This is a genomic window from Brachyspira sp., from assembly GCF_029258575.1.
Lineage (GTDB): Bacteria > Spirochaetota > Brachyspiria > Brachyspirales > Brachyspiraceae > Brachyspira.
The window spans coordinates 1-23,878 of sequence record NZ_JARHYI010000033.1 but is presented as its reverse complement, the minus strand read 5'-3'; the positions used below and the strand labels follow the sequence as shown (position 1 = coordinate 23,878).

Annotated in this window: 20 protein-coding genes and 1 tRNA gene; 6 read left to right on the top strand and 15 right to left on the bottom strand. The window is 27.7% G+C overall.

Going from position 1 to position 23,878, the window contains the following annotated elements; translation table 11 throughout:
* Window positions 1-50: 50 nt before the first annotated feature.
* The 5 genes from Q1J76_RS02715 to Q1J76_RS02695 form a co-directional block, all read right to left on the bottom strand.
* Window positions 51-998 carry a tetratricopeptide repeat protein gene (locus Q1J76_RS02715; RefSeq protein WP_300366411.1) on the bottom strand — a complete coding sequence of 316 codons (948 nt, stop codon included), beginning with the start codon at window positions 996-998 and terminating at the stop codon, window positions 51-53.
* Between the two features lie 74 nt (window positions 999-1,072).
* Window positions 1,073-2,026: an EFR1 family ferrodoxin gene (locus Q1J76_RS02710; RefSeq protein WP_300366408.1), complete on the bottom strand. Its 954-nt coding sequence runs from the start codon at window positions 2,024-2,026 to the stop codon at window positions 1,073-1,075.
* A 243-nt stretch (window positions 2,027-2,269) separates the two neighbouring features.
* Complete coding sequence (locus tag Q1J76_RS02705; protein ID WP_300366406.1) at window positions 2,270-2,431, bottom strand: agmatine deiminase family protein; 162 nt, start codon at window positions 2,429-2,431, stop codon at window positions 2,270-2,272.
* A 114-nt stretch (window positions 2,432-2,545) separates the two neighbouring features.
* On the bottom strand, window positions 2,546-3,010 hold the full coding sequence (locus Q1J76_RS02700) for a DNA methyltransferase (protein WP_300366404.1): 465 nt from the start codon (window positions 3,008-3,010) through the stop codon (window positions 2,546-2,548).
* Window positions 3,011-3,014: 4 nt separating this feature from the next.
* Window positions 3,015-4,574 carry an NAD-dependent epimerase/dehydratase family protein gene (locus Q1J76_RS02695; protein WP_300366402.1) on the bottom strand — a complete coding sequence of 520 codons (1,560 nt, stop codon included), beginning with the start codon at window positions 4,572-4,574 and terminating at the stop codon, window positions 3,015-3,017.
* An 828-nt stretch (window positions 4,575-5,402) separates the two neighbouring features.
* On the opposite strand from Q1J76_RS02695, the gene Q1J76_RS02690 reads away from it, so the two are divergent.
* Window positions 5,403-6,227, top strand: coding sequence for a CAP domain-containing protein (locus Q1J76_RS02690; protein ID WP_300366399.1), 825 nt, complete (start codon window positions 5,403-5,405; stop codon window positions 6,225-6,227).
* Window positions 6,228-6,790: 563 nt separating this feature from the next.
* Here Q1J76_RS02690 and argH read toward each other — a convergent pair.
* The 5 genes from argH to Q1J76_RS02665 all read right to left on the bottom strand — a co-directional run bounded on the left by argH (window position 6,791) and on the right by Q1J76_RS02665 (window position 12,931).
* A complete protein-coding gene (gene argH, locus Q1J76_RS02685; protein ID WP_300366397.1) occupies window positions 6,791-8,179 on the bottom strand; it encodes an argininosuccinate lyase in 1,389 nt (462 codons plus the stop codon).
* Between the two features lie 7 nt (window positions 8,180-8,186).
* Window positions 8,187-9,407 (bottom strand): argininosuccinate synthase, encoded by a 1,221-nt coding sequence (locus Q1J76_RS02680; protein WP_300366395.1) that lies wholly within the window; start codon window positions 9,405-9,407, stop codon window positions 8,187-8,189.
* A 383-nt stretch (window positions 9,408-9,790) separates the two neighbouring features.
* Window positions 9,791-10,732 carry an ornithine carbamoyltransferase gene (gene argF, locus Q1J76_RS02675; protein ID WP_300366392.1) on the bottom strand — a complete coding sequence of 314 codons (942 nt, stop codon included), beginning with the start codon at window positions 10,730-10,732 and terminating at the stop codon, window positions 9,791-9,793.
* Window positions 10,733-10,905: 173 nt separating this feature from the next.
* Window positions 10,906-11,415 (bottom strand): flagellar export chaperone FlgN, encoded by a 510-nt coding sequence (gene flgN / locus Q1J76_RS02670; protein ID WP_300366389.1) that lies wholly within the window; start codon window positions 11,413-11,415, stop codon window positions 10,906-10,908.
* 223 nt (window positions 11,416-11,638) lie between these two features.
* On the bottom strand, window positions 11,639-12,931 hold the full coding sequence (locus tag Q1J76_RS02665; protein WP_300366386.1) for a hypothetical protein: 1,293 nt from the start codon (window positions 12,929-12,931) through the stop codon (window positions 11,639-11,641).
* Window positions 12,932-13,099: 168 nt separating this feature from the next.
* Between Q1J76_RS02665 and Q1J76_RS02660 the strand changes: the two genes are divergently transcribed.
* The 4 genes from Q1J76_RS02660 (at window position 13,100) to Q1J76_RS02645 (ending at window position 16,738) form a co-directional block, all read left to right on the top strand.
* Window positions 13,100-13,172: transfer RNA gene (locus Q1J76_RS02660), tRNA-Val, on the top strand.
* Between the two features lie 152 nt (window positions 13,173-13,324).
* Window positions 13,325-14,413 (top strand): M15 family metallopeptidase, encoded by a 1,089-nt coding sequence (locus tag Q1J76_RS02655; protein ID WP_300366383.1) that lies wholly within the window; start codon window positions 13,325-13,327, stop codon window positions 14,411-14,413.
* Window positions 14,414-14,421: 8 nt separating this feature from the next.
* A complete protein-coding gene (locus Q1J76_RS02650; RefSeq protein ID WP_300366380.1) occupies window positions 14,422-16,104 on the top strand; it encodes a motility associated factor glycosyltransferase family protein in 1,683 nt (560 codons plus the stop codon).
* Window positions 16,105-16,201: 97 nt separating this feature from the next.
* On the top strand, window positions 16,202-16,738 hold the full coding sequence (locus Q1J76_RS02645) for a hypothetical protein (protein ID WP_300366377.1): 537 nt from the start codon (window positions 16,202-16,204) through the stop codon (window positions 16,736-16,738).
* Window positions 16,739-16,776: 38 nt separating this feature from the next.
* Here Q1J76_RS02645 and Q1J76_RS02640 read toward each other — a convergent pair whose 3' ends face one another.
* The 5 genes from Q1J76_RS02640 to Q1J76_RS02625 form a co-directional block, all read right to left on the bottom strand.
* Window positions 16,777-17,409 (bottom strand): lactate utilization protein, encoded by a 633-nt coding sequence (locus tag Q1J76_RS02640; protein ID WP_300366375.1) that lies wholly within the window; start codon window positions 17,407-17,409, stop codon window positions 16,777-16,779.
* A gap of 106 nt (window positions 17,410-17,515) precedes the next feature.
* Window positions 17,516-17,587 (bottom strand): hypothetical protein, encoded by a 72-nt coding sequence (locus Q1J76_RS12480; RefSeq protein ID WP_367182067.1) that lies wholly within the window; start codon window positions 17,585-17,587, stop codon window positions 17,516-17,518.
* Window positions 17,584-17,892: an HAD family hydrolase gene (locus tag Q1J76_RS02635; RefSeq protein WP_300366372.1), complete on the bottom strand. Its 309-nt coding sequence runs from the start codon at window positions 17,890-17,892 to the stop codon at window positions 17,584-17,586. Before Q1J76_RS02635 ends, Q1J76_RS12480 begins: the two co-directional genes overlap by 4 nt.
* Window positions 17,893-18,312: 420 nt before the next feature.
* Window positions 18,313-20,577, bottom strand: coding sequence for a thiamine pyrophosphate-dependent enzyme (locus Q1J76_RS02630; RefSeq protein WP_300366368.1), 2,265 nt, complete (start codon window positions 20,575-20,577; stop codon window positions 18,313-18,315).
* A 13-nt stretch (window positions 20,578-20,590) separates the two neighbouring features.
* The gene (locus tag Q1J76_RS02625) at window positions 20,591-21,628 is read right to left on the bottom strand and encodes a 2-oxoacid:ferredoxin oxidoreductase subunit gamma family protein (RefSeq protein WP_300366365.1); all 1,038 of its coding nucleotides are present in this window, start codon (window positions 21,626-21,628) and stop codon (window positions 20,591-20,593) included.
* 325 nt (window positions 21,629-21,953) lie between these two features.
* Here Q1J76_RS02625 and Q1J76_RS02620 point away from each other — a divergent pair, with 325 nt between their 5' ends.
* Entirely contained in the window at window positions 21,954-23,798 is a 1,845-nt protein-coding gene (locus tag Q1J76_RS02620) for a methyl-accepting chemotaxis protein (protein WP_300366362.1), read from the top strand.
* Window positions 23,799-23,878 lie beyond the last annotated feature (80 nt).

The window sequence follows — 23,878 nt, the reverse complement described above, 5'->3', positions numbered from 1 at the left end:
CCATAATATAATAAAAAAGCAGCTACTAATTAAATAAAAATAAGTAAAAATTATTTAACCATTTCTTTATCTACTAAATCATTAGCAGGTACATAGTCATTTATAACTTGAGAGAATACCAAAGTATCAACAAAACCGCCTCTTTTTATAGATAGGAAAAGATCATTATATTCATTTTCAGGCATACCTAATTTTTTAATAGTTACAGCCTTATAGAATACAGCATCATTAGCAAATCTAGTTCTAGGATACTCTGTAATAACTCTGTCAAGTAAAGTAATAGCCTCTTTAAGCTTATTTTCATCTGTAGAATAAGTTTGATATAACATACCATTCCATAATAATGAAAGAGGCTTGAATTTTTCTATTTTAGTTAAGCCTTCAACTTTTTTAAAGCATTCATCTGCTAAAGCTATATTTGATTTATCATTTTTGGAAAGGAAATAATGAACTATACCTTTGAATTGATATAAATGTCCTATATCAACATCAGCTGGCAAATTATTGAAGTCTAATTTATTTATATAGTTTAAAGCCTGAGTATATTCTTTATTGGCTATCATAACTCTTATCTCTCTAATCATTAGCGGATCATTTTTAGAAGTCCAAGGACTGTAAAAAGTATCTATAGTAGCTTTTAAAGGTCTTTTTTTAGCAGGTTCTGCAGTATATACAGGTATATTATTTTCTTGAGAAACATTTTGATTAAATTGATTATCATTATTTACTTGAGTATTATTATTTTCTGTTTCTATATAAATATCATTAGTATTATCAATACCTGATGATAAGCTATTATTAGTGCCATTAGTATTATCAATGCCTGATGATAAGCCATTATTAGTTTCTACTACAACATCATTACTAGATGAATTTTGATATTCTTTCCCTATTTCATTAATATAATCATCTTCTATATTACCTTCTGAAGGTTTTCGACATGATATTGTAAAAGTTAATAATATAACTATTAATATTGCTAAAGACTTCTTTATCATTTTCCGCTCCAAACTATTTTTTATATTGTTTTTTTTCATTTTCGGAAATTTCAAAAAAAGCGTTAGAATAATATTTACTTATTAAGTAAGTAATTTTCTATATTTTTATAATATAGTTTTTGTTTATATTCCTCTTTAGCATTATCAGAATAATAATGTATTTTTTTATCAGCTTCAGAAAAATATCTCTCATAAGCCTTTTTACAGTAATTATCATACTTACTTTTCTCGGCTTTAGGAGGATTTTCAAATTTATAAATACCATTAACTCTCCAGCCGTTTAATATTCCTATAGTGATGGCATCAACAGGACATCTGAATGCACAACTCGTACACATAACACATTTATTTTTGAATTTAATATCGCCTTTTTCATCATTATAAATATTATTAACAGGACATTTTTTAACGCATAAATTACAATGAGTGCAAATCTTTTTTACTTTAAATAAATTACCATTAATCTTCATAGCAGGATGCTCTATTCTAAACAAAAACGCTATAAATCTTCCAAATGGAAATTTCTTCAAAAAACTTTCTCTGCCTTGTAAAACCTCATTTGCCTCTATAACACATAATGCTTTTGCAGTTTTCCACATATTAGCAGCAAACTCATCAGTATGCCTGAACATTATATTATAAGGCATTATATAATGATATTCATTAGTAAGAACATAACCTTTAGGCTTAAGTCTAGCCATTATTGGCTCGGAAGATATATTATTAATAGTAAGAGGCTCCCCAGAACTTTTTATGATAAAAATTTTCTTATTATCAAGTTTAGGAAATAATTTTACCAAATCAAAAATAGGATAAGGAGCATTAAATCCATGTATAGGATAAGCAAGACCTACATAATCATAATCTTCAGGATTAGGCATATTATCAAAATAATCGCCTACATTATATAATAAAGTTTCAACATTGTTTTCTTCAAATATTCTTTTATATTCTCTTGCTACCTTCTCAGTGTTTCCTGTACCTGAGAAAGAGTATATTACAGCTTTTTTATTTTTATATTCATTCATTTTTCATTAACCCAATTTAATTATAAATAAAATATATTTGCTAATTTGCTATTTTTGTAAAGTATACAATATCACTAATGAAAATAATATTGTATAAATAGTTTGTACATTATACTAAAGTGATAGTATTTTGTCAAAATTTTATTTCGAATTTATATTTGTTTTATTTAATTAATTTAGGCTAACACAATGGAGCATACCTATATACTTATATAAAGCTATTACATCAATTCCCACTATTTTTCATTTACCTATTATATACATAGCTATCTTATCATTAATATCATTATATATAGAAACAAGTACAGCATCATTACCAACATAGTAATTGATATAATTTTCTTTATAATCTAATCCTTTAATATTTTTAGAAGTTAATAAAGAAAGTTCAATAATCTTATACATTAAGAGCTTTATGCAAAGTATTATAATCTGACTCTTATATTTTTTCATAAAGCTCAAAAAATCATCTTTAGATACGGTTAATAATATATCTTCATTAAAAATCTGGCAATACCGTCAATCTATTCTATCATTATTAGGTACAATATTTTTTGCTTTTATTAAAGTATCTTTATCTACCATAATACTATAGTTTGTCAATTTTTCTTCTAGTATTAAATATTCCTTTTTTAATAATTCAATATTAAGCGGAGTACTTTTCACTTTAGATATTAGATATGCTATTTCATTTATATCAACCCCGTATGCATATCTTTTATTTACAAGACTCTCAACAATAGAAGTACCGCTTCCCATAAAAGGATCAACAATAATTTCTCTCTCATTAGTATATGTATTAATTAATCTTGAAACTAATTGAGGTATAAATTTGGCAGGATATGTATAATAGTTATGAGTAATGTATGCTGTATCTTTTATAGTTTTATCAGAAAAAGACCAAGAATAATCTAAAGGAATGGAACTAAAATTATTCATATTAAAAGATTTGATAACATCAGATAAAATAACATCATTATACATAAAATTAATCTACCTTTTTATAATGGGCTTTGAAATCCTCATCAAAATAATAAATTATATTCTCATCTTTTTCATGCGAATCATACCAAACCTGAGCAAAGAAAGGATTTTTCTTAGCAAGCATATCGAAATTCCAGGTATAATCAGGTATACATTCCTCGCACCAATGACCAGCTTTTATTATAGTAAATGGAGAAGCCTCAAATTCATGACCTTCAGCACAAGACCATTTTAATTTTGTATGCAAATCTCCTTTGGTCATGCTAGTGCTTAAAAGTTTTCCACCTCTGAACTCTGCAGCCTTTTTCAAATCTTCCAAATCTATTTCACTGTCTTTTTTATTTTCATCATAGCCATGATCAAGAAGTTTAGCATTTTTTATATCAAGTAAAGCCTTATAATCTATATAATTACCCTGAGAATCTTTATTTTCAAAAAGCAAATTAAAATTCTCCCATTTTTTAGGAAGATTATCAAAAGCCTCCTCACTTCCGAATGTAGCTATAATCTTTCCTTTCTCTCCGTTTTTTCTCCAATATGCAGGCGAATTAGGATGAGGTAAAAGTCTTTGTATAGCGAAGAATGATATTAAAGAAGGAGGTACTATTTTGCCGAATGTATAATACCAATGGGTTTTGCCTATTTCATTCCAATAATCAGTAACAGATTCTTTTTGATAGGAAAATAATTCTTCAAGTTTATATCCGTCATAATACCAAAGTCCATGGAAATTTCTTGTAGCATTCCAATGAGGCTTCATATATTTTTTTGTAGAACCGCCTATAAGTTTGAATCCATCATTAAAAGTATCATAACCTATAAGTCTATTTTCTGCCTTACTTCCCAAATTAAAACAGCCCTTCCAAAAATAATCGTCCAATTTTCCTTTTATATCTTCTTCAATAATCCTTTTCATTAAAAGTCCGCTATCTCTAGCAGTAGCCCATTCAAGAGGTGCATTATAACAAGTATGAAACATAAGCCCATCGCTCATATTATCAGTAAGCATTCGGCCATGAAGCATTGCTGTTTGTCTTATTATAGCCCTATTTTCTAATGATGAATCAAGAACATATCTCTCACCTTTCAATTTTGAATATGAATAAACATCATAAGAACTTATCAATAACGGATCCCCTACTCTACCCCAAGGATGTTTTTCATTACGATTGCCATAAAGTGCTACTGTTGATATATGAACAAGTTTCGGACGCTTATCTTTTTCCATTCCTTCCAATATATCTACTATATGCTTAACACCTACAAAATTTGTAAGATGTGTAAGTTTAGGATATTTATCAGAATTAGGAGGTATTACTGCTGCAAGATTAAGTACATAATGACAGTCTTTTATCAATTTTTCGCAGTCATCTCTCTCATACAAATAACCTATAACAACTTTTAACCTATTACCATACTTCTTTTTTAATTTTTCTGATGCCTTTATACTTTCTTTTCTAACCAATATTTTTACTGTTTCTATATCTTCTATTTCCATTAATTGTCTTAATGTTTCAAGCCCCATATTTCCTGTGGCACCTGTTAAACTTACTATATATTTCATATTCCTTCCTTTATTATTATGTTCGCCTACGCCTATAATAAGCAAATAAATAAATTTATTTGCTGCTTCGGCTCACTAAATTTTATTATTATGTTCGCCTACGCCTATAATAAGCAAATAAATAAATTTATTTGCTGCTTCGGATCACTAAATTTTATTATTATGTTCCATACGCCTATAATTAATCAATAATTAAAATTATTGACTGCTCGGCTTGCTAAATTTTATTATTATGTTCGCATACGCCTATAATTAATCAATAATTAAAATTATCAACTGCTCGGATCACTAAATTTTATTATTATGTTCGTATACGCCTATAATTAATCAATAATTAAAATTATCAACTGCTCGGATCACTAAATTTTATTATTATGTTCGCATACGCCTATAATTAATCAATAATTAAAATTATCAACTGCTCGGCTTGCTAAATTTTATTATTATGTTCGCATACGCATATAATTAATCAATAATTAAAATTATCAACTGCTCGGATCACTAAATTTTATTATTATGTTCGCATACGCATATAATTAATCAATAATTAAAATTAACGAATGCTCCACTAACTTAATTATTTTGTTATGTTCTCAATGCTCATAATAATCAAATAAATTCATTTTAATATATTACTAATATAAACTAGCTTTAAAAACTTTAACAACTTAATCACATCAACTATAAATAATTGTTTATCAATTAATTATAAAATATATATAATTTAAATTTTACTTACTTTATAATTAAACAGTTTTTATGTTTTGTAGTATTATAATTATATAAGAGAATATTATTTTTGTAAATAATACATTCAAGGAATTCAAAATGAAATTTTTTCAAATTATATTTTTAACATTATTTACTTTAGTACTTTTCAATCAAATATCATACACTCAAAACAATGAAGCCAATCAAATATTCAATTTAATAAATAATGAAAGAAAAAAATCAGGATTAAACGAGTATAAAACAGAAACTCAATTACAAAATGCCGCAGATCAAAGAGCTAAAGAAATAGCAAACAGAATAAAAAAATCCACTGCATTACAAGATAATAATATACAGTTTTCATCATATTCCGAAGGTTCTATCATTGCAAATATGAATGCTAAAGATATATTCAAACAAATATTAGAAAGTAAGAAAAATTTGGTATTAAATAAAAATTTTACTCATGCCGCTGTTTCTGTATATGAAAATAACGGTCAAAAATATTGGGTTATGATTTATATTGCATCAAGAAATAATAATATAGTAAAACAAGAATTGAATATACAAAAAGAAAGAGAAAGAGTTGTTCAGTTATGCAATGAAGCTAGAAAACAAAATAACATATCATCTTCTTTAATTATTGATAAAAAATTAACTGAAGCTGCACAAAAAAGAGCAGAGGAACTAATAAAACTATTCTCGCATACAAGACCAAACCGTACAGACTTCTCAACAGTTCTAAAAGAGTACAGCATATCATATAAAACTGCAGGAGAAAACATAGCTAACGGACAATTTGATGCCGATGATGTTATGAAATCTTGGCTTAACTCTACTGGACATAGAGCCAATATACTTCAAAAGAAATTTGGAAAAATAGGCATTGGTGTCTTTGAGTATAATGGCAGAATATATTGGGTACAGGTATTCACTGACTAAACATTACGCACGGTAAATAAAACCATATATTTAATTTAAATTATATTATCATCAAATTAATATTTCTAACTTTACTCTGCGTGCGGTGAATATGTATAAAATTGAAATAAAGCTAGGGGGGTGTTATTATTTCTATTAAAGCAAAAAATATAACTAAAATGAAACTTTTAAAATAAGTAAAAGAGAATGAGAGGGGGGAATGAGAATAAATTTTATAATATGGAATAAACATAGGAATTTTTATAACTACTTCAGATTATACTCCGCATGCTAAAAGAGTTGTTGATGAATCAAAAGATATAAAATATTTTAATAAACGGATACAGACTTACAAAATATATGCGTGAATATGAAGTAGGAGTTAAAGTACTTGAAACAAGAAATATTTATGATGTGATAATACAATTATAATAATTTGTCTTTTTGCAACTTTTTGGCAAAAAAAGTTGATATAATTTTTTCATTAGTTTTTAATATATGGTTTTTGTAATATTAATAATGCAATAAAAAACAAGAACACTATTTTTTAGCATCCTTGTTTTTTATATTTTATTAATGATATATTATTTTTTATTTGATTTTAGCCATTCTTCATTTATCTTTATCACTTCCAAAACAGCATTCTCGCTAGGACTTCCAATCATAGTCTTGTTAGAAACCTGAGCCTCTGGAGTAATGCATGAATAAATATCATCTTCAAAAAGGTTAGACTCTTTTTTATATTCTTCTATTGAGAGAGTAGAAAGATTCTTGTTATTATTAATTGAGTATACAACAAGACGCCCAGAAACACCATGAGCATCTCTAAAAGCCATGCCCTTCCTTACAAGATAATCAGCAACCTCAGTAGCATTCAAAAAACCTTCATTAACAGAATTAAGCATATTATCTTTATTAACTTTCATTGTTTTTAATACATTAGGAAGTATTGATAAACAATTTTTAACATTTTCCAAAGAATCAAATATACCTTCTTTGTCCTCTTGCATATCCTTATTGTACGCTAAAGGCAAAGATTTCATTACAGTAAGTATTGAAAATAAATTACCGTAAACTCTGCCAGTCTTTCCTCGAATAAGCTCAAGTATGTCTGGATTTTTCTTCTGAGGCATTAAACTAGAACCTGTAGTAAACTCATCATCAAATTCCAAAAACTTAAACTCGGAAGTAGAATACAAAATAAACTCTTCAGAAAAACGGCTTAAATGCATCATTATTATAGCTAATGCAGATTCAGTTTCAATAACAAAATCTCTGTCAGATACAGCATCTAATGAGTTTAGCATAACATTCTTGAAGTTTAGAGTTTCAGCAGTTTTCTTATTGTCAATGCTATAAGTAGAACAAGCCAAAGCACCAGCACCGAGAGGCATAACATCTATTCTCTTATAGGCATCATTAAGCCTGTCAAAATCCCTTTTAAACATCTCAACATAAGCACCTAAATAATGTGCAAATGTAATAACCTGTGCCCTTTGAAGATGAGTATAACCGCTCATATAAGTTTTTGTATGCTCTTTTTGAATGCTTATTAATATAGAAATTAAATCCAGTATTAAAGATTTTATATTTTCAATTTTGTTTTTTAAATGCATTCTCAGATCAAGAGCAACCTGATCATTACGGCTTCTTCCAGTATGTACTTTCTTACCGATTTCACCTATTCTGTCAATAAGCCATCTTTCAACCTGAGTATGAATATCCTCCAATTCAAAATCAAATTGAAGTTTATTATTTTCTATATCATCTAAAATCTGTTTTAAAGCATTTATTATAGTTACGCTTTCATCAAGAGCAATAATGGAACATTCCCCAAGCATTTTAGCATGTGCTATGCTACCTAAAATATCCTCTCTGTACATCTTACAATCAAAAGATAATGAGGAATTAAAATCATTAGCTTCTTTGTTAAGCTCTTTAGAAAAGCGTCCCCCCCATAATTTTTCTTTCATAAATTAATTATTTAACTCCGTTATTTTTAACACGTTCCTTCATTAAAGCATTCACTTTCAAAGGCAAACCGAATAATGTAATAAAGCCCTGAGCATCATGATGGTTATATAATTCACCTGTAGTAAAGCTAGCCAAACTCTGATTATAAACAGAATAAGGAGAGGTAACTCCAGCAGGTATGATATTTCCTTTATATAATTTTAATTTTACTTTTCCTGTTACAGTTTGCTGAGTGCTGTCAATGAAGGCACATAAAGCTTCTCTTAAAGGAGTAAACCATTTTCCGCTGTATACAAGATCTGTTAACTTATGAGAAACTATATGCTTAAAGTATAAAGTATCTCTGTCTAAACATAAATGTTCAATTTCTCTATGAGCAGCATAAAGAATAGTTCCTCCCGGAGTTTCATATACACCACGGCATTTTATTCCTACTACTCTGTTTTCTAATAGATCAACAATACCAACTGCATGCTTTCCACCTATTTCATTTAAATATTTAACTAAATCAGAAGGCGATAAAGTTTTTCCATCAACTTTAGTAGGTATTCCTTTTTCAAATTCTAATTCCACAAATTGTCCCTCATTAGGAGCATTTTCTAAAGTATTTGAGAGTTTTAGAAGTCTTTCATAATTAGGTATATTAACAGGATCTTCAAGCTCTAATCCCTCATGTGATAAATGCCAAAGGTTCTTATCTCTTGAATAAGAATCATCTTTCTTCATAGGTACTTCTAAATTTCTGTCTTCCAAATATTTAATCTCTTCCTCTCTTGAAGCTATATTCCATTCTCTCCAAGGAGCTATGATTTCAAAATTTGGTGCTAATGCCTTAACTGTCAATTCAAATCTTAATTGGTCATTACCTTTACCAGTAGCTCCATGTGCTATAGCAGTAGCACCTTCTTCTAAAGCCACATCAACTAACTTTTTAGCTATTAAAGGTCTTGCAGCAGAAGTACCAAGCAAATATTTATCCTCATAAGTAGCCTCAGCCTTTACTATAGGATAAAGATAATCAGTAACAAATTCATCTTCGCATTTAACTAATCTGTATTTAACAGCACCAGTTTTTAAAGCTCTTTCCTCTAAACCGTCAGTTTCAGTTCCCTGACCTACATCGACACAAACAGCAATTACATCATAATCATAATTCTCTTTAAGCCATGGTATAATAACTGTAGTGTCCAAACCGCCTGAATAGGCTAATACTAATTTTTTTTTCATGATAAATCCCTTATTTAAAACTTATAAAATGTTTTTATTTATATTCGATTACCTCGATTAAACTAAATTTACAAAATATATGCTAAAAATTTTTAAGTCTATTGTTATTTTAATTTTTTATTGTTCTTTTTCTCCGAATCAAAAAGTGTAAGTAAAATAATATTAAATATATCTTACAAGATAAATTATCCAATTTAGATACACTAAAATTGGATTTCTAAAATATAGCCTATCCTAACTTCTTTGTTCCATGCTATAACTAACTTCCTTAGGTCGCAAAAGAAGAGGTGTAAAGCTATGCAAATATTCTAATTTTAAAAAATTAATCTTTTAGTATAAATTACTCCACAAATAACAAAAATTAATTTAATATTTACTAAATATTATTCTTTTACTATACTGCTCATTATAGCCATTTGAGCATGCATTCTATTTTCTGCCTCTTCATAAATATACTGAGCATTCATATTGAATACTTCTTCGCTTATCTCCTCCCCCTTATGTGCAGGAAGACAATGCAATGCTATAGCCCCTTTATTTGCTAGAGAAAATAATTCTTTAGTAAGAGTAAAGCCTTTGAATATATTAAGTCTTTGTTCTTTTTCACTCTCCTGCCCCATAGAAGCCCATACATCAGTATAAACTACATCAGATCTACTTACTGCCTCTTTTACATCATTTGTAATTTCAACAGTGCATCCTTTCTCTTTTGCTATTTTCTTAGCTATTTCTATAGTTTTAGCATCAGGCTCATAACCTTTAGGTACTCCAACTTTAACATTAACTCCAAGAGATGTACAGCCTATTAAAAGACTATTGCATACATTGTTGCCATCTCCGATATATGTTAAAGTAAGCCCTTCTAATTTTCCGAAATATTCTTTCATAGTGAATAAATCAGCCATAATCTGACAAGGATGTGAAAGATCTGTAAGAGCATTTATTACAGGCACTTTTGAATATTTAGCAAAGTCTTCTACATCACTATGAGCAAATGTTCTTATCATAATCAAATCGCAGTATCTTGAAATAACATTAGCACTGTCTTCAATACTCTCTCTTTGTCCCAATATAATTTCATCCTGCTTGAGTACGAAAGCATCTCCACCTAATTTATTCATACCTATTTCAAAACTTAAACGAGTCCTTAAACTAGGCTTTGAAAAATACATCACCATAGTTCTATTCTTCATAATATCAATTTCTTCTCTATTTTTTACTTTTGATTTTAATTCAAAGGTATAATCTATTAAAGCTGATAATTCTTCGCTTGTAAAATCCTCCAAATTAATAAAATCTCTTCCTGATAAATTTACTTTTTTCATAATTTTGTCCTGTTTAAGTTTTTAAATTATTATTTTGAGTAATACTTTATATCGTTTTTATATTATTGCAATATTTTTTATTAAGTTATTTAAAAAAATTAAAACAAAATATAAAAAAAAACGTATAACATAAAACTATGCCATACGTTTAATTAAGATATAAATATTCTATATTAAACTTGCTTATTTACTAATACTGATAATTTCCTATTAACAACATGCTCTTTACCTTTGTTGTTATATCCAACTTTTTTACTTTCATTTAGCACTTCTTTCATATTTGCAAATAAATCTAAAGCCTCATCGAAAAGTTTAGGGGCTAATTTATTAAGATGCTTTAATCTAGCCATTAAAGTAACTAATTCAAGACGAAGTGCTGATATTTTAGCAGTTTTGTTTAGAGGTATTCTTCTTATAATATCTGATAATGTTGCTGTTTCCGATAGATGAGGGAATTTATTCAATACTATTAAATCAATAACATTTTCTCTCATTTTTCTAAGCTCATTAGCCTCTGTCATTTTTTCATTTTGATGATCACAGTATAAATGTATATCCTGCAATCTTGTATTGATTATAGAATTAACCTTTTTCTCTTCATCTTCCAATATTATTTTATATACTTCTATTTCTTTAGTAAGAAGTATCTCAATTTTTGTAAGCTCTTCATATAAGTTAAACATAAATACCACCTTTAAGTTAATAGCCAATCTGTTTAAAATTTAACTACATTTAAATTATCGGCTGGGATTATGATTACTTTACATAATTTTTTAAAAAATATTATGTTAATTCGTGTTTTGATGACTATAATTGATATTTTCAATTTTATATGCTTATTTATCAAACATTTTCAGCTAAAAAATAAACTGTATAGTATTTTTTATATAGGTAAAAATTAATAAATTAATTTTCTATATTTATAGATTTTATAGCTTCCAAACAAATATCTCTATATTTTTCTTCGGAATAAGTGAACCATGCAAGAAGTGATAATTTTTTGGCAGCACAGGCTACTGTTATAATATGATCATTATCCTCTAATTCTTTTTCGTAAATAATGCTTTCTATATCACTGCTTTTTACTTTAATATCCAATCTTTCGCCTTTATCTTCTCCTGCAATATCTATCTGCTTTAGTACATATTCCATTATTACATCCGTTTCTTCATTGGCAAAAGAATAAACCTGCATAGCTATATACATATTGATATCTTTAAACTCTATTAAAGATTTATCATTTTTAAATACATTCATACGCATAGGAAGAACAATAGTAAATCCTGCCGCTATAGAGTATCTAGCATTCTCTAATCTGAAACCTATTTCCATATTAGGCTGATGTATATTTTTCTTGCCTTCTATAAACTTGGCTAAATTTACATCATCTAAATAATGCGAAATATCAATAAGTATATCCCAAGGATAACGAAGATTAGCATCTTTTTTATATGCTTCCTGAAAAGAATACATAATTTTTTTATACATAGTCTTTTCTTTGGCACCTATAGCCTCTCTGAATGGGAAATAGAGCCAAATCATACTAATAAAACTTTTAAACCAAAATTTGGCATTCATCTCTTCAGTATCCCAAAGAAAGAAATCGCCAGCCATTGCAAATCTTGCTGTTTCATCTGCATCTATAAAATCAGTAAACCAATTTTTTCCCCAGTATCCCAATGAAGATAAGGCAAAATACTCTTTTTCTATTATAGGATAATCATAAGGCATTGATATCATAAAATTGCTGAAACCATTATCATGATGTGTAATAAGCATTTTTGAATAATCAGCCAATGAATTTATAAAAAATTTCTTTAATTCTTCAAAATTTCTATTTCTAAAATACCCGCTTGGATCTTTATGAACGGCATCTTCTTTTAACTCTATATCAAGCCTTCTCGCTATTCTATCCAAAACACCTACTATAAATTTATGGTAGCCCGCTCCAAAACTTCCTGTACTTATAGTTATAAATAAAGTATCTGTTTTGAATTCAAAATATATAGGATCTGCAGAAGGATGAAATGAATATATAAGAGTGCTTCCGTCTTCTATTATAGAAAATTCGGATATCATTACAAGAGGGTTAATATTTACTTCATTAAGAGATGATACTATCGCTTTAAATAATCTATCTTGGCTAGGAATAACCCTTCTATTATCAAATACTGCTGAAAGCAAAAACTCTACATTCATTTTTATAAAAATTCTACTTATATAATATTTTTTCTATAGTATAATAACATTTTTTATTATTTTAGCAATATATATTTGAGAAAGTTTTACAAAATATAGAATTTTACAATTAATTACTTGACTTTTTTTCTATGCTATGTTCATATAAATTTATCATTTCAAATGAAAGGGCGATTAGCTCAGCTGGGAGAGCGGGTGCCTTACAAGCACTAGGTCGGCGGTTCGAGCCCGTCATCGCCCAATTCATCTTTCATAAACATAAATACATTATATTTTCTTTTAATAAAACCTCCTATTAAATATAATTTTTTTAACGATAATGTATTTGTGTTTAATATTAATATGTGTTAATATTATGTAAACAAATATTGTTTTAAGAGTAATAAAAAATATATGACAGTTCTGCGATATGTTTTAGTAATAAGTAGTATATTAATTGTACTTGCAATCATAAGTTTTATTGTAAAAGCAGGTTCTAAATATAAGATATTCACTATAGCTTTAATAACAATAATAATTTCTTCAATATCAGCTGTGGGAATAATATATATAAATAATACTACAGATATAATGGCAAATATTGATAGAAAAAAAATGAAACTTGAAGAGGAAAAAAAAAGAATAAGAAAAGATTTTATTATAAGACCAGGAGCATTGGAAACTATATCTTTGCATTTAGCATACTCCAATAGAATATCTCAGCCTGTTATAAAAAATAGAGAATTAGGTTTTTATTTAGATGGAATATGGTTCAATTGGGCTAATGGAAAATTATTAACCGATGAAGATATGACAAATGAAGATAAATATATACCCTTTGGATTTTATTCATATCCTATAAGTGGGCTTCCAGAGATACAGGAAGAAACACCTGAAAGAACTCAGGAACTTCAAGAATATTATAAAAAAAGGGTTAATAACACAAAATATATAAATAATAAATTTTTAGACACTCTTTATGATGGAATGAGTGAAAGAAGTATGATTAAGCATATAAGTACAAAAAGTATATTAGGATATAAAGTGAGAGTTCATGATTATGTATATGAACCTCTTTCTAATGTAAGTGTAGAAGTAAGGCTTATAGCTCAAACTAATAAAGAAGTAGAAGATTTTTTAGACTCATTAAAAACAGTAAGCGGATATGTTTGGAAAATTATATCAAAAAGTTCAAGCAGAAGCTATCATAGTTATGGAGTGGCATTCGATACATTGCCTAAAAAAAATTATGGGAAGCAGATATATTGGGCTTGGACTAGGGTTAATAATAAGGCTTGGTATGCCACGCCCTATGATAAAAGATGGCATCCTCCTAAAGAAGTTGTGAAAGTATTTGAAAAATATGGTTTTATATGGGGAGGAAAATGGCATAATTATGATACAATACATTTTGAATATAGACCTGAACTCATAATTTATAATAAATTAAAAGATGATGAAGATGCTGCTTATGAACTTGTGGAAAAATACGGTATATTTTAGAGTACAAAATGGATAATAATATATTCAATAAGAATATTAATCTTTTAAATAAAAATAAATATAATTTTAGATCTGTAAAAAAATTGATAGAATATAATTCTAACAATAATAAATATAAATTAAAACAGACTAAAAATAATATGTTTGCTGTTTTATATAATGATAAGCCATTAACATCAATATATAATCCTATTGAAGAGGCTAAAAGATTAATATCGCAATTTATAAGAGATGAAAGTGAACATATAGGGATATTTTTATCAATAGCATCATTCTTTCATATAGAGTATTTTTTATCATTGAATGAAAATAATAAAGCTATAATAATAGAAAAAGATATAGAAATAGTTAAACTCATCTTTGAAAATTTCAATATAGAAAATGAAAATATAGTTAAAAACATCATCATAATTTTAAATGAAGATATAAAAACTATATTAGATTTCTTCAATTTTTATATGAATGATCATGATACTAAAAAAATCATTTATATAAGGCATGTAAGAGCTTCAAATATAAATGATGAAACAAGTAGATATTATGATGAAATTAATATATCACTTGCAAATAGTATAAAAGAAAAGTTAATGTCTTTAACTTCAAATTATTATTTTGCTCCTATATGGGCTAGAAATATATTATATAATATGCATTTTAATGAAGGATATTCAATAAAAACTTTTTATAATATATTAAAAAAAGAAATTCCTGTTTTACTTGTATCAGCAGGATCTTCAACAGATAAATATATAGAAAAAATAAAAGAATTATCAAAAACTCATTTTATAATAGTTTTATCTCATGCCTTTAACACTTTAATAAAAAATAATATAAAACCAAATGCCGTTATAACTACTGACGGAGGATTTTATTCTTCTATACACTTAAAAGAGATTACAAAAAAAGAAAATAATGATATAAATATATTCACTACACATACAGCATATCCTTATCCTCTAACTCATATAGAAAATAAAAGAATATTTTATTTCTCGCATGATGAAAGTTTTGAAAATATACTCTACCCTATAAATGATGATAATAACAATATATTTTTCTATATGGAAGGAAGCGTCATAATGCCTGCATTGAGAGTAGCTCATATGCTTAATCCTAAATATATACTTCTTGCTGGATGCGATTTTTGCCACCTTGATGATAAAACGCATTCCAAATATTCAAATGCTTCCTCTTATGACTTTATAAACAGCAATAAGTTAAAAACTTTTGAATCGGCTAAATATAAAAGACTCCATGATATAGAAAAAGTAAAATGCTATGATAATATATATAGAAATACATCAGCTACCCTTCTAAGCTATAGAAATCATTTTGAATCTGTAGTACAGGAAATTATAAGTATGACTGATATTTTTACATTAACAAATGAATCTGCTGAAATAAAAAATGTAAAAAAATATGATGATAACATTATATTAAAAAATTATGAAAATATAAAAATAAATAATCTTATAAAAGAGGATATAGAGAAAGAAAAATTAATAGAAAAAATAAATGATTTTATATATCATATTAATAATACCAAAAATATTAATGATTCTATAAAAAAATTGGCGTATATAATATCACCATGGCATGTTGAAAAGATAGAAAAATCTATGATAAGTTATGAAGAACTTAAAAATTATATAAATAATTGGTATAATGATATAAAATCGCTTATTTATTAAAAATATTAATTTCTAATAATTTGCAAACATTTAACGAAAATGATATAGAAAACATAATATATAGCTAAATAAAAAAATTAGAGGAATATAGAATATTATGAAAAAACTTTTATTTGTATTTATATCATTATTGATAATTGCTTATCAGGCATTACCAGCAGCTGTAACTAAACATTATAATAATTGGAAAGTAAGAACAATAACTTATAATAATACAGATACTAAAGCTGTAACAATAACTATAAAAAATAATAATGATGTAGAAATATATATAGCATCAAGAAATAATCAACTTAATGTTAGTATTAATTGGTACAAGACAAATATAGATGAAAATAGTCCTATGGAATATAGTTTTAATAATGCACCATATAGATCTGTAGAACCTTTTATGAGATCTTCTTCTGATAAATTTGATATACTATACACAATATCTCCTGCTTTTGGCATTATTCAAGAAAAAGAAATTATAGATTTCTTTCAAAAATTGATAGGCAGTAAAAGTTTATCAATAAAACCAAATAATCAAGGGAAGCAATATAATATTGATATAACAGGTTTAAGAGAAGCCATTAAGAAAACTGACTTCTCTGGCACTTTATTTGAAAAATATAAAAATCAAATTTTAAAATAAAAGTTAATTAATATATAAAAAATTATATATTAATTAACTTAAAAACCCAATTCCTCATTGATAAATATAATATGTATTCTATCTTTGATACTGCATTTATTGATTATGACTGTAGCTGAGCATATTCTCTTTTCTATATCGCATTTCTCTTCATCGCAAATCATATCTACTATGCAACAAGGATTATCAACTTTAAATCTTACTGAATTTTGAGCTGCAGCAACATCTCTCACTCTTTTTAATGCCTCTTTTTCTGTATTACAAACTTTATTTTTTCCAACAATCAAAAATACTTTTTTAGGTCCATAAGTCATAGCAGCAACTCTATTTCCAAAACCATCCGTAGAAACTATATCTCCATTTTTGCTTATAGCATTAGCAGAACATAAATAAATATCTGAAGTAAATGCTTTTATTTCAGCTTCAGTTTTTAAATCTTTATTATTTCTATCTATAAAATTTTTATAATTCTTTAAATCTTCCAATATACCCATTTGATTAACAGAAGTGCTTCCGCCGAAAGTGATAGTATCATCTGCTTTTATAAGAGATAATACAAACTTCTTAGCTTCTTCTTTATTATTAAAACTATCAAAAGCAAAGCCTTTTTTAGTAAATTTTTCTTTTAAAAGTAAAGATAATTTTTGAAAATATTCTTCCTGAACTGTCATAAAATCCCCCATTTATTTTATAAACTTAATTTTAAGTATACTATAAATAGTATTTTTTTCAAGTTTATAAAATATTACAATTCAAAAAAATCTTCTAAAAATTTACCTACCCATTTTCATCATTTGATAAAGTTGTATAATTGGCCATACTTTTTAGTTCCTTTTCAGAATTACTCATAGCAACTCTATAGTTCTATTATAATATATGATATTGGCTTTACTATCATATATAGAAACTCCATTAAATACTATAGAATAATTATTATTATTTAAAAGCTCATTATAATGTACAATACTTTCAAAAAGACATACTGTAGATATTACAAATTCAATATTCATATTATGTATAAGTTCTAATAAAATTTCTTTACTATAATCTGTAATTTCTTTTTTAGAATTGAGAAGAGTCCCATCTAAATCTGTAATTTTTATTTTTTGAATAATACATTTATAAATAATAAAATAAAAAACAATAGAAGACAACTATAAAAATATCCTTGATTTTTTATATACACTTTAAATCCCACCCTTTAAACCTACTATCTTAATTTAATTTTCTTAATTGATATTTATCTTTTTACTAAAATTATAAAAGCATACCCACCCAAACTTTATTTAGATTTTTAATCAATTTAACGCACGACAAACAAAATTTAAAATATTATTCTAATTGCAATTAAAATAAAGTTTATATTTTTAACTTCACTCTGCGTGCGTAGTAAAGATTTTAAAATTTGAATAAAGCTATGTCAGTTGTTAACATTTATGTTAACGCAAAAAATATAATTAAAATAAAACTTACAAAATATATAAATGATAATAAATAAAAAAATAACGGCCGCCTACCATATTAAGATAAACAGCCGTTTTTTATTTATATTCTATTTCTAAGCAATTAACTTATTATAGAACAGGACTTTCATGCATAGCTTTTAATCTAATCCATCTTCTATCAACTTCTTTTTGGAAAACCTCAAGTAAATCTTGATGTTTAAGAATATGTTTAGTTTTACCCATTAATTTTAACCATTCAGAAACAGGAATTTTTTTGTCATCAGCTACCATTTGAGTAATAGTAGTAACCCCATGTTCAACCTCATATAGAGGGAAGAAACAAGAGTCAACAGCAGCTTTAATAACATCTTTACCCATATCATCAGGAGATTTCCAGTTTAACGGACAAGCTATAAGAAGCTTAACAAAAGCAGTACCATGATGATTAGCATACCATTGAGCTTTAGCAGCTTTTTTCACTAAATCTAAAGGATAAGATTCACATCCAGTAGCAATATAAGGTATATGACATCCAGCAAAGATTTGAGCAACATCTTTGTGATTGAACTGCTTACCTAATTCAGCTTTACCAACATTAGAAGTAGAAGTTCTATGTCCTATAGGAGTAGAGAATGATAATTGGTTACCAGTATTCATGTATCCTTCATTATCATATTCTAATATAATCATCTTGTGATTTCTAATAGCAGCACCTATAGAAGGTCCCATACCTATATCATGACCACCGTCACCAGTAACCATTATGAAAGTAGGATCTTCAGGTCCCTGAATTTCTCCTCTTCTTTTTCTTTCATGATACATTTCTACAATACCAGAAAGAGTAGCAGCACCATTTTGGAATAAGTTGTGAACATAAGTAGTTCTATAAGAGCTGTAAGGATACCCAGTAGTAACAACCATAGAACAACCAGTATGTACTAAAAGAACAACCTCGCCCTCGATACCTTTCATAAAAGTATTAATACCAGAGAAGATACCGCAACCGTTACAAGCACCATGACCTTGAGCATAACGATAAGCTTTACCAGTTAACTCTCTAAGAGGTGGAACTTTAACTTCAAGTTTATGAGTTTGTTCATTCATAGTAACAGTAATACCAGATTTTTGACTCTCTAAAGTAAGAGGTTCATGAATAGGCTTCATTTCAACACCAGCATGACCCATATATTGCTCTAAGTAATCATGCTTAGAAACAGAACCAGCAGAAGCTAATTCTTTTAAACCCAAATCAAATAATTCTTTAGCTTTGTCAAGAGTAAACTCAGTACCACCAAGACCATAAACTCTGCTAACGATAGTAGATTTGTTATTAGCATCATTTTTAAGAGCGGCTCTTATTTCAGTAGACATATTACCACCCATACCAGAATAAGTATCCTGTCTATCACCAACAACAATAACTTTAACATTAGCAAGTAATTTTTGTAATTCTTTTTCAGGGAAAGGACGAATCTGAGTAATAGCAAAAGCACCTATTTTAAGATTAGGATTAACTTTTTTCATTTCGTCAACAGCCAAAGTACCAGTTTCATAAGCGGAACCACAAAGCATTAAAGCAACTTCAGCACCTTCCATATTATAAGTTTCTATAGGAGAATATTTTCTTCCAGAAAGAGAAGCGAACTCTTCAAATACTTCCTCAATAATAGGTCTAGAATCTTCTAAAGCTTGAGAAAGCTGTAATTTACTTCCTGTTAATTCATCTTCATTCATGTAAGGTCCGATTGTAACAGGATTTTTTCCTGGTTCAACAGAAGTAACTTCAGGTGTATATGTACCTAAGAAATCCTGAACATCTTTATCATTTTTAAAGAGGTGAATTTTTTTCTTTTGGTGAGAAGTAAAGAAACCATCAGAAGAAACTATGATAGGTAATTTAGCTCTCTCAGCAATTTTTAAAGCAAATATATTGAAGTCATAAACCATCTGAGTAGTATGAGCCATAATAATGATCCAACCAGTATTAAGAGCCATCATAATATCAGATTGGTCACATTTAATATCTAATGGACCAGAAACAGTTCTGTTTACAACATTTAATACCATAGGAAATCTAGTACCAGATTGAACAGGTAATTGTTCCATAGCATAAAGAAGACCGTTAGCAGAAGTAGCATTGAATACTCTACCGCCAGCAGTAGTAGCACCATAACATATACCAGCTGCACCATGTTCACCGTCACCAGGAATCATACAAACACTATGTCTTCCATTAGCTTTCATTTCATCTAAGTACTCAGCAATCTGAGTAGAAGGAGTTATTGGATAATAACCCATAACGTGATAATTGATTTGAGCGGCTGCAATGGCTGCTAATTCATTACCACTTTCAAGTATATTTTCTTGTTCAGCAAGATTATATTTGTTAGCCATTTATCGCTCCTTATTAATTTTTATAACGTTTGTATGTAAGTTCTTCAACATTACATTCTGCTTCTACTTCTATTCTTAAAGCTTGTTCTTCTTTAGGAAGTTGTTTAGGAGCATAAGGTCCTTTAGGACAAGCTCTAACACATTTCAAACAGCCTTTACAATACTGATAATCTATACCCATCATGTTCATAACATTTGTCTTAGAAGCATCTTTTCTATCAACACCTCTTTCCCAAACTATACAAAGGTCAGGACAAACACATTCACACTGAGCACAATCTATACAATTTTTAGGATTGAATACAGGGATATTACCAGTACGAGTAACTTGTAAATCTTTCAAAGTAGAGTTACCTGCAGCATTTATATAACCACCTGTTAATTGATTGTTTTTACCATATACAGGTTCTGGTTTTTTATAAGGAATATAAGGATATTTTCCATCAGCAGCGAATTCTTTAACAACAGAATCTTTACCGCCTCTTCTGAAAGCTTCGATATTAGGCTCTACTAATTCAGCTTTTCTTCCGCCAAATTGTTTTCTGATTTGATCTTCAAATTTAGCAGAATCTATGAAATCAAGCTGATTAACCATAGCACCCATTATGATAGTATTAGCAGCCTGTGAAGGAAGTTTCAAATCATTAGCAATTTTAATAGCATCAATACATACTACTTTACCGCCATGTAATTTAGCAAAGTCTCTTGCCTCATCAGGTGTTTTATTAGTGTTAAAAATAACAATAGCATCTTCCTTAACACCAGCTAAAGTTAACGGGTTTTTAAGAAGATTCATATGGAACACTGCCACAATATGTGGTTCTTCTACCGTAGAGTTTACTCTAACTTCTGACTCAGAAAATCTTACGAAAGATTTAACAGGGGAACCTTTCTTTTCTGAACCATAACTTGAGAATGCAGCACCATAGAAACCTTGAGTTAAAACACCTACTTCAGCAAGCATTTTACCAGCACTATTAGCACCCATTCCACCTATACTTTCGAGACGAATCTCGAAAAAGCCTAAATCATTGACTTTTGGGAGTTTCACAATTATTTCTCCTTTATTTAATTAAAATGAGATTTTGGGAATAAACATTGATGTATATCAATTCATAAAATTAATATACATCAATATATTTATATTGTACTATAAATAATATAAAAGTCAAACTAATTATAAATTATTTAACTATATTATTATATATATTTTTGCTAAAAGACAAATTAATTATAATCATAAATACATAATTATCAAAAATAAAAAATATTCAAAATTTGACATAGAATATTTAAATTATTATACTTATATATATAAGTATATAAATATTACATTATCAATTTTATATCATATCAGCATTTAGGAGAATATAATTATGAAGAAAAAATTTCACAGCCTCAATATTCAAATTCCTTTAGTTGTTAATACTTTTATATCGTTACTTCTATTCGTTTCAATATTTACATTAGTAAATATGTCAAAAAAAGCAATAGATGATGCTTCATATAGCGGATTTGCTACAACAGTAAAAGGCTATTGTACTTTTTTTGAATCTTTAGTTGAAAATCAATTGATTTTATCAGATACTTACTCTTCTCTTACATTTGTAATTAATTATATGCAAAATAGAAACATAGAAACAGAAAAGAACATGTTTCCTATTTTAAAATTAATGAGTGGAAAAAATCCTTATGTAAAAAGCTTATCTTTAATAGAAGCTAATGGAAAAATAATAAATAATTCAGAAAACAATAATAAAGATGTAGGTAAAAATGTATCGGATCTATATCCTGATTTATGGCAAAAATATGATGCTGTAAAAGAGCCTAGTTTATCAGATTCTATATATAAAACCGATGATGGAAAATGGATAACTGCTATAATATCACCTATTAGATCAAGAAATGATAATATATATTTGGGAGGTATGCTTGTTATATTGGATTGGCAGAAAATTATAGATGAAATATCTGCAACAGCTGGAGATGTATTAACTCATTGGATAAGATTATGGGTATTCAATAAAGATACTTTACTTGTGATGCATAATGTACCTAGCGAAGTTGGAAAACTAGCTCCTTCTGAAGTAAAAACTATAGTAAATAGTAAAGAAGGAAAATTGGAATTTCAAAATGATAATATGACTGAAGTATGTTTATACAATGCTATGAAAAATCAGCCTTGGTATCTAGCTTTTTCTATGCCTTTAAATTTCATTGATAAAAAAAGTTCTAAAATTTTGATGGTTGGAATTATAATAGGAATTATAGGGCTTATATTAAGTTCAATTATAGGATTTTTATATATAAATAAAATTATAAAACCTTTAAAAATAATTGTAGAAGAATCTGAAGAGATGGCAAAGGGAGCATTTATACTGAGGGAGTTTAAATTTCAAAAAAATGAAATAGGTGATATAGCTTATTCTTTCAAAAATATGAGAAATGCTTTATCTAAAATTATAAATGAAGTTAATGATACTTCAGAAAAAATTCATGAGGCAGCTGAATTGCTAACACAAGGAAGTGATGATTTATCTGCAAGAACTGAATCACAGGCAGCAAGCCTTGAAGAAACTTCATCAGCTATAGAGGAGATGGCTTCGACTATAAAATCTTCTGCTTCTCATTCCATAGAAGGAAATGATATGATGATATCATCTAAAAAAGCTGTAGAAAACGGTGCAAATGTAATATCTGAAACAACTAAGAATATAGAAGAAGTTTATGAATCCAGCGAAAAAATAAAAAGTATAACCAAAACCATAGAAGATATAGCTTTTCAAACTAATATACTTGCTTTGAATGCTTCAGTAGAGGCTGCAAGAGCTGGAGATCAGGGAAGAGGTTTTGCGGTTGTTGCTAGCGAGGTTAGAAATTTGGCTCAAAACTCTCAGTCATCAGCTAAAAATATAACATTACTTATAGAAAATATTTACGAGAAAATTAATAAATCAGCAGAAACAGCTAGAGAATCTCAATCTATATTTAATGATATACAATCTAAGATAGATAATACGGCAAAGATAATGCAAGAGATAAGCACCACTGCAGTAGAACAGCAAACAGGTGTTGATCAGGTAAATATTGCAGTATCAAAAATAGATGGTATAACGCAGCAAAATGCCACTTTAGTTGATGAAACTAGTAGTTCAGCCAAAGAGTTATTAGAACATGCTCAAAATTTAAAACATATTATGACTTTCTTTAAAATGAAATAAATATTATTTAAATCAAAATTGACATTAAATATTTTTATAATATAATGAAATGCATGATTTTTACAAATAATATTATTACA

What these genes read in the sequence shown, in the direction of transcription:
- Q1J76_RS02630 (WP_300366368.1), bottom strand. Translation starts at nt 20,577, where the DNA reads ATGGCTAACAAATATAATCTTGCTGAACAAGAAAATATACTTGAAAGT.
- Q1J76_RS02705 (WP_300366406.1), bottom strand. Translation starts at nt 2,431, where the DNA reads ATGTATAAGATTATTGAACTTTCTTTATTAACTTCTAAAAATATTAAA.
- Q1J76_RS02700 (WP_300366404.1), bottom strand. Translation starts at nt 3,010, where the DNA reads ATGTATAATGATGTTATTTTATCTGATGTTATCAAATCTTTTAATATG.
- Q1J76_RS02665 (WP_300366386.1), bottom strand. Translation starts at nt 12,931, where the DNA reads ATGAATGTAGAGTTTTTGCTTTCAGCAGTATTTGATAATAGAAGGGTT.
- Q1J76_RS02680 (WP_300366395.1), bottom strand. Translation starts at nt 9,407, where the DNA reads ATGAAAAAAAAATTAGTATTAGCCTATTCAGGCGGTTTGGACACTACA.
- Q1J76_RS02690 (WP_300366399.1), top strand. Translation starts at nt 5,403, where the DNA reads ATGAAATTTTTTCAAATTATATTTTTAACATTATTTACTTTAGTACTT.
- Q1J76_RS02620 (WP_300366362.1), top strand. Translation starts at nt 21,954, where the DNA reads ATGAAGAAAAAATTTCACAGCCTCAATATTCAAATTCCTTTAGTTGTT.
- argH (WP_300366397.1), bottom strand. Translation starts at nt 8,179, where the DNA reads ATGAAAGAAAAATTATGGGGGGGACGCTTTTCTAAAGAGCTTAACAAA.
- Q1J76_RS02645 (WP_300366377.1), top strand. Translation starts at nt 16,202, where the DNA reads ATGAAAAAACTTTTATTTGTATTTATATCATTATTGATAATTGCTTAT.
- Q1J76_RS02650 (WP_300366380.1), top strand. Translation starts at nt 14,422, where the DNA reads ATGGATAATAATATATTCAATAAGAATATTAATCTTTTAAATAAAAAT.
- Q1J76_RS02695 (WP_300366402.1), bottom strand. Translation starts at nt 4,574, where the DNA reads ATGAAATATATAGTAAGTTTAACAGGTGCCACAGGAAATATGGGGCTT.
- Q1J76_RS02640 (WP_300366375.1), bottom strand. Translation starts at nt 17,409, where the DNA reads ATGACAGTTCAGGAAGAATATTTTCAAAAATTATCTTTACTTTTAAAA.
- Q1J76_RS02655 (WP_300366383.1), top strand. Translation starts at nt 13,325, where the DNA reads ATGACAGTTCTGCGATATGTTTTAGTAATAAGTAGTATATTAATTGTA.
- Q1J76_RS02715 (WP_300366411.1), bottom strand. Translation starts at nt 998, where the DNA reads ATGATAAAGAAGTCTTTAGCAATATTAATAGTTATATTATTAACTTTT.
- argF (WP_300366392.1), bottom strand. Translation starts at nt 10,732, where the DNA reads ATGAAAAAAGTAAATTTATCAGGAAGAGATTTTATTAATTTGGAGGAT.
- Q1J76_RS02710 (WP_300366408.1), bottom strand. Translation starts at nt 2,026, where the DNA reads ATGAATGAATATAAAAATAAAAAAGCTGTAATATACTCTTTCTCAGGT.
- flgN (WP_300366389.1), bottom strand. Translation starts at nt 11,415, where the DNA reads ATGTTTAACTTATATGAAGAGCTTACAAAAATTGAGATACTTCTTACT.